General features: G+C 62.5%; 12 protein-coding genes. 1 reads left to right on the forward strand and 11 read right to left on the reverse strand.

Annotation, left to right across the window (positions count from 1 at the left end; translation table 11 throughout):
* Position 1: 1 nt before the first annotated feature.
* The 10 genes from araD to ACMGG9_RS15585 all read right to left on the reverse strand — a co-directional run bounded on the left by araD (position 2) and on the right by ACMGG9_RS15585 (position 10,454).
* Positions 2 to 694, reverse strand: coding sequence for an L-ribulose-5-phosphate 4-epimerase (araD, locus tag ACMGG9_RS15540; protein ID WP_033632583.1), 693 nt, complete (start codon positions 692 to 694; stop codon positions 2 to 4).
* Positions 688 to 1,557 carry an L-ribulose-5-phosphate 3-epimerase gene (locus ACMGG9_RS15545; RefSeq protein WP_414161547.1) on the reverse strand — a complete coding sequence of 290 codons (870 nt, stop codon included), beginning with the start codon at positions 1,555 to 1,557 and terminating at the stop codon, positions 688 to 690. The genes araD and ACMGG9_RS15545 overlap by 7 nt, the downstream gene beginning before the upstream one ends.
* Positions 1,544 to 3,031 carry an FGGY-family carbohydrate kinase gene (locus ACMGG9_RS15550; RefSeq protein ID WP_042785037.1) on the reverse strand — a complete coding sequence of 496 codons (1,488 nt, stop codon included), beginning with the start codon at positions 3,029 to 3,031 and terminating at the stop codon, positions 1,544 to 1,546. Before ACMGG9_RS15550 ends, ACMGG9_RS15545 begins: the two co-directional genes overlap by 14 nt.
* An 8-nt stretch (positions 3,032 to 3,039) precedes the next feature.
* A complete protein-coding gene (locus tag ACMGG9_RS15555; protein WP_414161548.1) occupies positions 3,040 to 4,029 on the reverse strand; it encodes an ABC transporter permease in 990 nt (329 codons plus the stop codon).
* The gene (locus ACMGG9_RS15560; protein WP_414161549.1) at positions 4,026 to 5,516 is read right to left on the reverse strand and encodes a sugar ABC transporter ATP-binding protein; all 1,491 of its coding nucleotides are present in this window, start codon (positions 5,514 to 5,516) and stop codon (positions 4,026 to 4,028) included. Before ACMGG9_RS15560 ends, ACMGG9_RS15555 begins: the two co-directional genes overlap by 4 nt.
* Positions 5,517 to 5,570: 54 nt before the next feature.
* Positions 5,571 to 6,488 carry an ABC transporter substrate-binding protein gene (locus ACMGG9_RS15565; protein WP_016927010.1) on the reverse strand — a complete coding sequence of 306 codons (918 nt, stop codon included), beginning with the start codon at positions 6,486 to 6,488 and terminating at the stop codon, positions 5,571 to 5,573.
* 136 nt (positions 6,489 to 6,624) lie between these two features.
* Positions 6,625 to 7,692, reverse strand: a complete 1,068-nt coding sequence (locus ACMGG9_RS15570; protein ID WP_033643780.1) for a zinc-binding dehydrogenase — start codon at positions 7,690 to 7,692, stop codon at positions 6,625 to 6,627.
* Positions 7,693 to 8,046: 354 nt separating this feature from the next.
* A complete protein-coding gene (gene tmaR / locus ACMGG9_RS15575) occupies positions 8,047 to 8,364 on the reverse strand; it encodes a PTS system regulator TmaR (protein WP_004935612.1) in 318 nt (105 codons plus the stop codon).
* A gap of 160 nt (positions 8,365 to 8,524) precedes the next feature.
* The gene (locus tag ACMGG9_RS15580) at positions 8,525 to 9,592 is read right to left on the reverse strand and encodes an FUSC family protein (RefSeq protein WP_129992840.1); all 1,068 of its coding nucleotides are present in this window, start codon (positions 9,590 to 9,592) and stop codon (positions 8,525 to 8,527) included.
* Between the two features lie 94 nt (positions 9,593 to 9,686).
* Complete coding sequence (locus tag ACMGG9_RS15585) at positions 9,687 to 10,454, reverse strand: N-acetylmuramoyl-L-alanine amidase (protein WP_033651900.1); 768 nt, start codon at positions 10,452 to 10,454, stop codon at positions 9,687 to 9,689.
* A gap of 176 nt (positions 10,455 to 10,630) precedes the next feature.
* Here ACMGG9_RS15585 and ACMGG9_RS15590 point away from each other — a divergent pair, with 176 nt between their 5' ends.
* The gene (locus ACMGG9_RS15590) at positions 10,631 to 11,377 is read left to right on the forward strand and encodes a helix-turn-helix transcriptional regulator (RefSeq protein WP_033643785.1); all 747 of its coding nucleotides are present in this window, start codon (positions 10,631 to 10,633) and stop codon (positions 11,375 to 11,377) included.
* A gap of 36 nt (positions 11,378 to 11,413) precedes the next feature.
* Here the strand turns inward: ACMGG9_RS15590 and ACMGG9_RS15595 are convergent, their stop codons facing one another.
* A complete protein-coding gene (locus ACMGG9_RS15595; protein ID WP_033644325.1) occupies positions 11,414 to 12,523 on the reverse strand; it encodes an SDR family oxidoreductase in 1,110 nt (369 codons plus the stop codon).
* Between the last annotated feature and the right edge of the window lie 29 nt (positions 12,524 to 12,552).

Genomic DNA, 12,552 nt, shown 5'->3' on the forward strand with positions numbered 1-12,552 from the left:
GCTATTGCCCGTAGTAGGCGTGTTTGCCGTGCTTGCGCAGGAAATGTTTGTCCAATAGCTCCGGCTGCATCGGGGCGATGGCCGGTGCCAGCTGGCGCGTCGCCATCGCCATGATCGCCACCTCTTCCAGCACCACCGCGTTGTGCACCGCATCCGCCGCGTCCTTGCCCCAGGCGAACGGGCCGTGGGAATAGACCAGCACTCCCGGCACCTGCTGCGGATCGCGCCCCGCCTGATTGAAGGTCTCGATAATCACCTTGCCGGTTTCCCCCTCGTAGTCGCCGGCGATCTCCGCCTCGCTCATCGGCCGGGTGCAGGGAATGTCGCCGTAAAAGTAGTCGGCGTGGGTGGTGCCCAGCGCCGGGATCGGCTGCCCGGCCTGCGCCCAAATGGTGGCGTTGCGGCTGTGGGTGTGCACCACGCCGCCGATATCGGCGAAGGCGCGGTACAGCGCCAGGTGGGTGGCGGTGTCGGATGAGGGCTTGCGGTGCCCTTCGCGCACCTTGCCCTCCAGATCCACCACCACCAGATCCTCCAGCGTCATCGCCTCGTAGGCGATGCCCGAAGGCTTGATCACCACCAGCCCGCTCTGGCGATCGATCGCCGAGACGTTACCCCAGGTAAAAGTCACCAGCCCGTATGCCGGCAGGCTGAGGTTGGCGGCCAGCACCTGCCGCTTGAGTTCGTTCAGCATGCGATGCCTCCCTCATTCATCTGTTGTTCGATCCAGGCTTTGGCCTGGGCGATGCGTTGCTTATCCTGCCCGTCTTCGCGCGCCCACATCTCCAGCAGATAGGGGCCGCGATAGCCGAGCGCGTTGAGCACGGCAAAGGCGTGGGCGAAATCCACGCAGCCCTCGCCGAACGGCACGTCGCGGAACTGCCCGGCGCTGCCCGGCCCCACCGCGACGGTGTCTTTGAGGTGCACGGCAGTGATGCTGCCGATGCCCAGCGCCAGCTCGGCGGCGACGTCGTTGCCCCAGGCGCTGAGGTTGCCGAGATCGGGATACACCGTGAACCACGGGCTGTTGACGTGGCGGGCGATGTCGCGCCATTTGCTGATGCTGTTGATGAACGGCGTGTCCATCACCTCCACCGACAGCATCACCTGCGCTCTGGCGGCCTGCGCCGCCGCCCACTGCATGCCCTCGATAAAGCGCTCGCGGCTGTGGCGATCGGCGGGTTCGTAATAGACGTCGTAGCCCGCCAGTTGGATGTTGCGGATGCCGAGATCCGTCGCCAGTTCCAGCGCCTTGCTCATCAGCACCCGCGCCCGTTCGCGGGTGGCGGCGTCCGCGCTGCCGAACGGATCGCGCCGGTGCGCCGACAGGCACAGGCTCGGCACCGTCACCCCGCTGTCAAGCCGCGCCTGGATAAACGCCAGCCGCTGGCGGCGATCCCAATCCAGCCGCTGTTGGCGCGCCGGCTGTTCGTCGATCGACATCTCCACAAATTCAAAGCCCAGCTCGGCTGCGGTGGCCAGCCGCTGCGGCCAGCTCAGATCGGCGGGCAGCGCCTTTTCATACAGCCCCAGACAGGCGGCGCTAGTCGTTTGCATCAGTCACCTCACTCAAAGCCTGAGCGACCGCCAGATAGCGCGCCTGCTGGGCGCGCAGGCGCCGGTGGGCGGCGGTCGCGGGATAATAACAGCGCAGCTTGGGCGGCGCGGCGGCGATCGCTTCGGCGAACCCGGCGTACTCCCCGGCGCCGACGGCGGCGCACAGGGCGGCGGCGCGGCAGCCGCTCTGGCGCGTTTCCACCACCTCAAGCGGCAGGTTGCCGGCGTCGGCGTACATCTGCATCCACACCTCGGACTGCGTCGGCCCGCCGGTCATGCGCACCCGCTCGATGCGCGGGTTCAGCTGCACCATGCGCTCCTGATGGATCAGGTGCGAAAACACGATGCCCTGGTAGATCGCCTGCACCACGTCCGCCATCTCGTGGTGGGCGCTCAGGCCGATCAGCCCGCCTGGCGTGTTGCCGCCGAGGTTGGAGCCGTACAGATAAGGCAGGAACAGCAGCCCGCTCGGCTGCTCGCGGCGCTCGGCCACCCAGGCGTTGAACTGGGCGTAGCGCTGCCGATCGTCGGCGCAGAACTGGCGCAGGAACCAGGCCAGGTTGCCGGCCGAGGTCGGGCTGCCTTCGTGCACGAAATAGCGGCCGTCGATGCAGTAGCGCCCCCAGGCGTAGGGATAGTCGGCAGGAATGATGCGCTCGGTCACGCAGGTGGCGATCGACCAGGTGCCCGCCACCGCGCTGAGCGTGCGATCGTCGGCCACGCCGGAGCTGAGCGCCGCGCCCACCACGTCGAACAGGCCGCCGTACACCGCGGTGCCCGTTCGCAGGCCGCACTGCGCCGCCGCCGCGGCCGTCACCCGCCCGGCCAGCTGCGCCGAGCCGATCGTTGGCGCGGTCTTCTCCTGCGCCTCTTCGATGCCGAAAGCCGCCATCAGCGCCGGATCGTAAGCGCCGCTGCGCTGGTTAAACAGGTTGCTGCCGGAGATGTTGGTCACTTCGGCCGCCGCCTCGCCGGTGAGGCGAAAGCGCAGGTAGTCGTGCGCCATCAGGATGCGATCGACGGCGGCGTACTGCGCCGGTTGCCGCTGCTTCAGCCAGCGCAGCAGCAGCGCCGGGTGGCTGGGCCACAGCGGCTGCAGGCTGCGCGGGTAGGTCTGCGCGTCCACCCCGGCGCGGCGCAGCTCAGCCACTGTTGCCGCTGCGCGGTTGTCCGAAGAGAGGATGCCGTTGCCGACCGGTTTGCCATGGCGGTCGATGGCGTACAGCCCTTTGCCGTGCGCCGAAAAGCTGACGCCGCGCACCTGCCCGGCCGCCAGCCCCGCCGCGTGCAGCGTCTGGCGGATCGCCGCGCAAACGTCATCCCACAGCGCGTCCATATTGCGTTCGCTAAAGCCCGGCTGGGCGGCAATCGCCGCGCCGTCGCGCTCGGCGACTGCCAGCTCTTCACCGCTTGCCCGGTACAGCCCGGCCTTGATCACCGTGCCGCCGACGTCTATGCCAAGAAAGACTGACATCGCGCCTCCTATTTGCGCCGCACGGAGCTGAGGTAGATGGCGGCCAGGATGATGCCGCCTTTCACCACGTTCTGGATATACGGCGATACGTTCATCAGATTGAGGCCGTTGTTGAGCACCCCGAGCATCATCGCCCCCACCAGCGTGCCGACGATGGCGCCGCGCCCGCCGGAGATCGCCGCCCCGCCCAGCACTACGGCAGCGATAGCGTCCAGCTCGAAGCCTTCGCCGGCGTTGGGCTGCCCGCTCATCAGGCGCGAGGTCAGCACCAGCCCGGCCAGCGCGGCGGTCAGGCCGCTGATCACGTACACCAGCATCTTGTAGCGCGGCACGCGGATGCCGCTCAGGCGCGCCGCCTCTTCGTTGCCGCCCATGGCATAGACGTAGCGGCCGAACGGCAGCTGGTTGAGCATCAGCCAGGCCAGCAGGTACACGCCGAGCATGATCAGGATCGGCACCTGGATGCCCAGCAGCGTGCCGCGGCCAAAGAAGGAGAAGACGTCGGGCAGGCCGGAGATCGGGTAGCCGCCGGTATAGAGCAGCGCCAGGCCGCGGGCGATGCCCATCGACGCCAGGGTGACGATGATCGGCGGCATGCGCAGGTAGGCAATGCAGGCGCCGTTGGCCAGGCCGAACAGCGCGCCGAGCGCCAGCGCCGCCACCATCGCCAGCGGGATGGGCACCGCCGCCAGCATCAGCCCGGCGGCGACCGAGCCGGCCAGCGCCATTACCGGCCCCACCGAGAGATCGATGCCGCCGGTCAGGATGGCGCAGGTCATGCCCACCGCGATGATGGCATTGATAGATACCTGGCGCGCCACGTTGGTCAGGTTGTTGACGCTGAGGAAGCTGTCGTTCAACATGCTCATCAACACGAACAGGACAACGAAGCCGATAAACGGCAAGACCGCCGGGTGATGCAGCAGTTTTTCCCAGCGCTTGCCGAGGCTGGGGCCGGCGGCGCGGCGCGCCACGGCGGGTTGTTCAATTCCGATCATAAGGCACTCCCGGTCGCGTGAAGCATGATGTGGTTGGATTCGATGTCGCCGCCGGTCAGCTCGGCGACGATGTGGCCGCCGCGAAACACCAGCACGCGGTCGCACACGCCGATGATCTCCGGCAGTTCGGAAGAAATCATGATGATGGAGATGCCCTGCTGGGTCAGTTGCTGCATCAGCTGGTAGATCTCGGCCTTGGCGCCCACGTCGATGCCACGCGTCGGCTCGTCGAAGATCAGGATGTTGCAGTCATTGTTGAGCCAGCGGGCGATCACCACCTTCTGCTGGTTGCCGCCGCTCAGGGTGCTGACGGCGGTCTCGGCGTCCGGGGTTTTCACGCCCACGGCGCGGATCAGCCGCTGCACCACGTCGCGATCCTTGCGGGCGCTGACGAAGATCTTGCCGCGCCGGTGGTGCCGGTTGAGGGTGATGTTCTGCGCCACCGAGAACGGCAGCACCAGGCCCTCGGTTTTGCGGCTCTCCGGCAGCAGGCCGATGCCCTGCGCCAGCGCCTGCGCCGGGGAGCGCAGCGCCGCCGGTTGGCCGCCGAGGCGGACGCGTTTACGGTGGCAGCGGCTGGCGCCGATCAGCGCCGAGACGGTCTCGGTGCGCCCGGAGCCCACCAGCCCGGCGAAGCCGAGGATCTCGCCCTTGTGCAGCCGGAAACGGTCGGTCGCGCCGTGCTTCTCGCGCTGGATCTCCGCCTCCAGCAGCACCGTCGCGGTATCGACCGGGTGCTGCTTCACCGGGAAAGCGTTCTCGATTTTGCGCCCGACCATCAGCCGCACCAGCTCTTCCACGTTGGTGTCGCCGGTGGCCAGCGTTTCGATGTAGGCGCCGTCGCGCAGCACGGTGATGCGATCGCAGATGGTGAAGATCTCGTCCAGGTGGTGCGAGATAAACACCATGCCGACGCCCAGCAGCCGCAGATCGTTCATCACGCTGAACAGGTGCTCGGCCTCACCCGGCGTCAGCGTGGCGGTCGGTTCATCCAGCACCAGCACCCGCGCCTCCAGCGACAGCGCCTTGGCAATTTCAACGAACTGCTGCTGCGCCACGCTCAGCTGCTCCACCGGGCAATCGAGATCGATAGCCACCGTCAGCCGCTTGAAGATCGCCTCGGCCTTGCGCCGCATCGCCCGCCGATCCAGCAGACCCCAGCGGTTCCTAATCTCCCGGTTGAGGAAGATGTTGTCGATGGCGCTCATGTAGGGAATCAACGAGAATTCCTGAAAAATAATGCCGACCCCGGCCTCGATCGCCTGGCAATAGTTGTTAAAGCGGCGCTGCTCGCCGTCGATAAAAATATCGCCCTCGTCCGCCTGATAGATGCCGCACATGATTTTCACCAGCGTCGATTTGCCGGCGCCGTTTTCGCCCAGCAGGGCGTGCACCTCGCCGCGTTGAATGGCCAGATCGATGCCGTCCAGCGCCTTCACGCCGGGAAAGCTTTTCTTGATTCGCTTCAGTTCCAGTAAAGGTGTCACCGCATTGCCCTCCGCGCCGAACACCCCGCCGCAGCGGGGCGAACCCGGCCGCTGTTACCAGCTAAAGCCGGCCGCATTGCTGCGGTCGATCAGCTTCACTTTGACCGGCACGGTTTTCGGCACCGTGGCGCCCCAGTAGCGGGCCAGCGCAATGCCGAGCGCAATGCGCAGCTGGTCGCGCGGGAACTGCGCTGAGGTAGCGATGAACGGCGAATTCGGCTTGAGGATCTCTTTGATGGCTTCCGGCTGGCCGTCGACGCTCACCAGCTTGACCTTGGCGCCGTTGCTTTCGATCGCCGCCAGGGCGCCGAGCGCGCCGACGTCGTTGACGCTGAAGATGCCCGCCAGATCCGGCGCCGACTGCAGCATGTTTTCGGTCACGGTCAGCGCGGTGTCGCGCTCCTGCTTGCCGTTTTGCTTGGTGACGATCTTGATGTCGGGGTATTTTTTCATCGCCGCTTCAAAGCCGCGCACGCGCTCCAGGATCGGCACCACCGGGATACCGTCGAGGATCGCCACCTTGCCTTTGCCGCCCAGCGCTTTCGCCAGGTACTCGCCCGCCTGGAAGCCGGCGTCGTAGTTTTCCGAGCCGACGAACGAGTCCAGCGGCCCTTCCGCCTGCGCGTCGATCGCCACCACCACCGCGCCGGCCTTATGGGCGGAGATCACCGCCGACTGCACCCCCACCGAATCGGTCGGGTTGATCAGCAGGATATCCACCTTCTTCTGCAGCATGTCCTCCACATCGCCGATCTGTTTGGCGACGTCATGGCGCGCATCGGCCACGTACACCTTGGCGCCGATATCCGCCGCCGCCTGATCCAGCGCCTGTTTCATGGTGACGAAGTAGTCGTTGTTCATTTCCTGGAACGACATACCGATCGTGATTTGCTTGGCCAGCGCCACCTGGCTGGCCGCCAACATTCCACCGGCGACGATAAAAGGCAGGGTCTTTTTGAATAATGAAAACATAGCCAATTCTCCTGTAGGGAAGCTTCTTGTTGTGGTTATCAGAGCAACAGCATGTCTTTACGTTTGGCCGACCGGCCAGCCCCTCCGTTGCGAACGGGCCGACGGTCGTGACTGCAACAGCGGTACGGCGGGAGGGTCAGGGAACCAGGATCACCTTGATAGAGTCGGTCGAGTCCGCCAGGGCGAAGGCTTCGTCCCAGTCGTTCAATGAATAGCTGTGGGTGACCACGCCGTTGGAAGTCACCAGCCCGCGTTCGAACAGATCGATGGCGATTTCGTAGCTGTAGGGCGCCAGGTGCGCGCCGCGAATGTCCAGCTCCTTGCGATCGCCGATGATGGACCAGTCGACGGTGGTTTCCTTGCCGAACACGCTGAACTCCACGAAGCGGCCCAGCTTGCGGATCATCTGCAGCCCCTGGGTGACGCCGATCGGCGCGCCGGTGGCCTCGATATACACGTCGCAGCCGTAGCCGCCGGTCAGCGATTTGACGATCTGGTCGGCGTCTTCCTTCAGCGGGTTGATCACCACGTCGGCGCCGAATTCCTTCGCCAGCGCCAGCCGCTCGTCGATGGCGTCGATCACGATCAGTTTCTTTGGCGTCTTCAGGCGCGCCACCTGCACCATGCAGAGCCCGAGCGGCCCGGCGCCAGCCAACACCACTACGTCGTCCAGCTGGATGTCGCCGCGCGCCACGGTGTGGATGGCGCAGGCCATCGGTTCGATCAGTACCGCGTCTTCATGGCTCAGGCTTTCCGGGATCTTGTGCACGATGGCGTTTTCGGAAAAGCGCATGTACTCCGCCATGCCGCCCTCCGCCACGTCTTTCTGGAAACCGTAAATGTTATGCGTCTCACACATCCAGTAGCTGCCGGATTTGCAGTAGCGGCACTCCCAGCACGGCACGATCTGCTCGGCGATCACCCGCTCGCCGAGCCGGTATTTGCCTTCCGCGCCCTCGCCCAGCGCGGCGATGCGGCCGTAGAACTCGTGGCCCGGCACCACCGGCGGTTTAACCCACGGGTTCTCCCCCCAAAACATCTGCGCGCCGTTCTTGCATTTGCAGTCGCCGGCGCAAATGCCGCAGCCTTCCACCTTGATCACCAGCTCGCGCGCCTTCGGCAGCGGCGTAGGCACCTGTTCGAAACGATAATCCTGCGGGCCATGGCAAACGACCGCGCGCATTTTTTCCGGCAACTGGCTCATCTCTTCCTCCAATACATTCGTTAAACGCTTGAATTTTATTAATGTTGACGTTGTCATTTTTATTCAACAAAAAATGAGTAACGACACAATATGTTAAATTTCAATGAATTAATCATCACACATCCCGAAAACTCAAAATGACAACGTGAACATTGATCGACATATAACCAAAGCTGCAAAAATAATTGTTTGAGCAAAATCACAGTTCGTTAACATTGCGGCTAAAAATGCTACAAATGCGGATCGCGATCCCATTTACAGGATCGATGAGGATCGGGAGATGATCGAAACGGCGGGAAGAAGATGATTGGCAGGAATGCGGGCCAGGCATCGCGCCCGGCCCGATAAAGCGGGTTACTTCACTTCGCCCATCGCTTTCAGCTTTTTGGACAGCTCGCGGCGCTCTTTGGACAGATCGGCATTTTTGATGATGTAGTCATCAACGCGATCTTCGTAGTCGCTGCGCATGTTGGCGATGATGCCCTGAATGTCTTCAATGCTCATGCCGGGCTTGATGTACTCACTCAGGTTGTCGAGCAGCAGCACGCGCTTCTGGTTATCACGAATTTTCTTTTCGTTGTCGACGATCTCGCGTTGCAGCTTGTTTTTGCGGCGGAACATACGCACAAACTCCAGCACGTCCTGGAAACTCGGCTTATTTGCATTATCCATCTTTATACCCTTGCTTTAGTAATACACAGATTCATTTGCTTACGGCCACATGGCACCAAGATACAGGTTTGTGGCGGTCCGGCACAACAGTGATTGGCTTATCTTACCCACTTTGCCCCGGCGGCCAAAACCCAAAGCGCCGCCTTCATGATCTGACCCCTTATTCGCGCCCGGCGGCGGTGCAAACCTGGAGCAAATCCCCCAGCTCTTCCAACTGCTGCGCCAGCTCCATGCTGAGCCAAACGTAGCCGTAAATCGGCGCTTCGCCGTGTTGGCCGACGCTGACTTCCTGCATCAGCGTTTTCAGCTCGCCGGCGATTTCCGCCAGCTGCCCCGCCGCCGCCTGGCGCTGCGCCTGCGGCCCTTCGCGCATCAGCACCGCCAGCGACTCCAGCGAGCTCAGCGTCAGCAGCTGGGTGCTGCGCAGCGTGCGGGCGTTCAGCATGATGAAGTGCGTTTCGCGCGAGGCCCAGTAGGCATCGGCCATCAGCTCCAGCGTGCACACCAGATTGCGGCTGAGGGTTTGCACCGCTTCGAACACCGCTTTGGGGATGCGGGTTTCCTTGCTGGCGGGCACGATCAGGCTGCGCAACTTCACCACCTGATTCAACAGATCCTTGAGCTGCGGCTCCAGCCGCGGCCGCTCGATAACGTTCGGCGAAAAATACGCGCCGTAGAGGCGGGCGGCGGTTTGCAGGCAGTCCGCCATTTGCATGCGCCACAGAATGTAGGCGCGCTGCGGGTAGATGCTGGTGAACAGCAACGCCAACAGCGAGCCGAAGATCACGTCGCCGCTGCGCCACAGCGCGGTGTGCATGTCGCCGGCGCCCGCGCCGCACACTACCGCCAGCGTGATCCCCACCAGCAGCGCCATATACGGCCGTTTGCCGAGCGTCAGGTAACCGCAGACGAACATCACCACGCCGCACCAGACCAGCATCAGCGGCAGCGAATAGAGTTCCAGATACAGGGCTATCAGGCCGGAGGCGGCGCCGAACACCGTGCCGGCAATGCGTTGCAGCGCGCGCTGCAGCACGTTGCCCCAAAACGAGATCGGCCCCATCACCACCACCAGGGTGATCAGCGGCCAGGTGCCTTCGGGCACCGCCAGCAGGCGGATCAGCAGAAAGGTCAGGATAAACGCCAGCCCGATGCGCACGCCGTGTACGATGCGGTGGTGGCGATAGGTCAGCAGTTCAAGGGAAGAGATTTTTCGATCGAGGCGCACAGTGCCTCCGATAAAGACCAGCCAGGCCGCTATTTTAGCGGAGGAAGCCCGGCGAGGAAAAGGCGAATGAGGCGTCCCCCATTCACCTTCAGGCTCAGGCGACGTACTTGTCGACCAGCGCGCGCAGAACGGCGGCGGTTTCAACATCCATCACGCCGTCATACTTCTGCTGACGGAAGTGCAGCTGGAACGCGCGCACCAGCTGGCGATAGCCTTCTGCGGTGTTCGCCGCCGAGGTGTCGTAGCCATATTGGGCGAACAGTTTCAGCAGATCGGCCTGCGCCGGCAGACCCTGGCTGCAGTATTCCTGCTGGCGCTGCTGCTTGGTCGCTTCGTCATACCAGGCGCCGACGCCGGCCTGATACAGCTGCTGCCACGGGAACTGCGGGCCCGGATCGCTCTTGCGGCCCGGCGCGATGTCCGAGTGCGCCACCACGTTCACCGGCGAGATGTCCGGATAACGCTGCAGGATGTTCTGCGCCAGCTGGGTGACGGCCTCGATCTGCTGCGGATTGAACGGCGGGAAGGTGATGTTTCCACCGTCGCCGCTCGCCAGGTTGACGATCTCGATGCCGATCGAGGTGTCGTTGATATTGCTGCGGGTGCCCCATTGGCTGCTGCCGGCATGCCAGGCGCGCTCATTCTCGTCCACCAGGTTGAAGATGCGCACGCCGCTGAAGCCGGCCGCCTGATAGGTCGCCTCGGTCGGATCCGGCACCAGATAGTGCGCGCTGACCGATTTTCCGGTCAACGACTTCACCGAGTCGGCGAAGTTTTGCGCCGTGTAGTGCAGCACCAGAAAGCGCACGCGGTGGCCGAAGCTGGCGACCGATCGGTAGCTATTGTAATCAATCTTGTACATCGTAAAGTCCCTCTCTCGTTTGATTTCACTGAGCGGCCCCTCATCATGACAGACCGCCCCGCACGGGTGAACCCTTGGCTCACCCTTTTTGTTTTAGCTAATTGCTAAATCATGCGCAAGTCTTTTTTAGCAAAATCGTTATTTACCTTTTTGCTAAAGAGTGCGATCATTGCACGATGGAAACTAAAGAAATCAGGCGCAACAATCTGCGCGAATTGATGGCCCGCTACGCCCGGCAAGGCGTCAACCAGAATGAATTCGCCACGCTGGTTGAGTCTTCCGCGCCGACGCTGAGCCAAATCATCGGGGAGAAATCCTCCCGCAATCTTGGCGACAATCTGGCCAGGCGGATCGAGGCCAAGCTGAATTTGCCCAAGGGCTGGTTCGACGTGTTTCATGAAAAGCAGCTGGTGCGCCCGTTTGACAACGTGGCGGCGGAGTCGGACTTCCAACCCGCCCGCTTGAAACCGGTGGTATGGGAAGATACCGAACAAGACAAGGAAGAGTTTGTGGAGATCCCGCTGCTGGATATCGATTTTTCCGCCGGCGACGGCTGCTACGAAATCGTCGATCGCGAGGAGTTTTCGCTGATCTTTCGCCGTTACTATCTGCACAAGATGGGGGTGGCGGTCAACGCCGCGCGCATTATCCGCATCTCCGGCTCCAGCATGGAACCGCGCCTGCAGGACGGCGACGTGGTCGGCATCAACACCGACGACACGCGCATCCGCGAGGGCAAGACCTACGCCATCCGCCACGGCAATTTGCTGCGGGTGAAGGTGCTTATCGAGCAGCCGGACGGCGGCGTCATCATCCGCTCCCTTAACCGGGAAGAGTACCAGGACGAGCATCTCAGCTATCAGCAGCGCAAAGAGCAACTGGTGGTGCTCGGCCGCGTCTTCTGGTCATCTTCGTCCTGGTAACGGACCACAGCGTCGGGCGCCCAGGGCGCCCGGCGGTTATTTGAAGTCCACCACCATCTGCTGCTGAATGGACAACCCGCGGGTCGACTGCACGCAGCCGGCGATGTAGTCGGTGAAGCGCGGCGGTTTCGGCATGCCCAGCTTGAGGATTTTCTCGTTGCTGAAACGCACGTTGAGCATGGCGAACGATCCGTACAGGCGCATCGCTTTGAGCATCAGCCGCTCGTTGCACGGGCCGAAAATGTCTTTCAGCTGACGGCGCATTTTCACCAGCGCGTCATACGTCACCTGCGCATACTCATCGCCCACCGGCGCCTTTTCCAGCGCCGCCGCCATGGCGCGGTCGATTTCGGCAAAGCTGACGCTGCTCTCCTCACCGGCGGAGATATGATAAACGTCGTTCTCGAGCGTTTCGCTGTTCATCAACATCACCAACGCATCCGCACAGTAGTCCGCCGGGATCACATCGATATTGTCCTGCAGCGAACACATGAACTTGCGCAACATCAGCGCCATGCCGAACACCCAGAAAATGCTGCTGGAAGGCTGGCAGCCCAGGCGAGTGTGGCCAACGACGATCGACGGACGGGCGATGGTCAGCGGCATGTGCGGGCAGCGCTGGCGCATCAGCTGTTCGATGGTGGATTTGGAACGCGTATATTCCACCAGGTGCTCGGCGTCTTCCTCAAACTCGCCGCTCTCCGACACCAGCGAACCCGGTTCCGGCGAACAGGACATGGCGGTACCGACGTGCAGGAAGCGTTTTAATCCCGGCACCTGCGCCATTCTTTCGGCAAAGGCCAGTGTGCCTTCTACGTTTACCTTCCAAATGAGCGGGTTATTACCGAAAGAAGCAACGGCCGCGCAGTTAATAACGTGCGTGACTTTGTTAATGCGTGCGTCAGTTAAAAAGTCGGCCGGCTCGGAAAGGTCGCCCAACAATATATTTTCTATCGTAATTTTAGACAGCAGATTCGCGTCGATATTAAATTTTTCCATATTCGCGCGAATACGGGCCAGCCCTTGCTGCGCATCGTCGGCACGCACCAGTAAAAGATAATTAATAGACTGATTTTCAATCAATAATTTTTCAAGAACCGCACCACCGAGAAAGCCGGTAGCGCCGGTCAACAGCAGCGTTTTCATAATTGTCACCCACATTGGCATTGAATGTG

The sequence above is a fragment of the Serratia sp. BNK-10 genome, assembly GCF_047456065.1.
Taxonomy (GTDB): Bacteria; Pseudomonadota; Gammaproteobacteria; order Enterobacterales; family Enterobacteriaceae; genus Serratia; species Serratia ureilytica.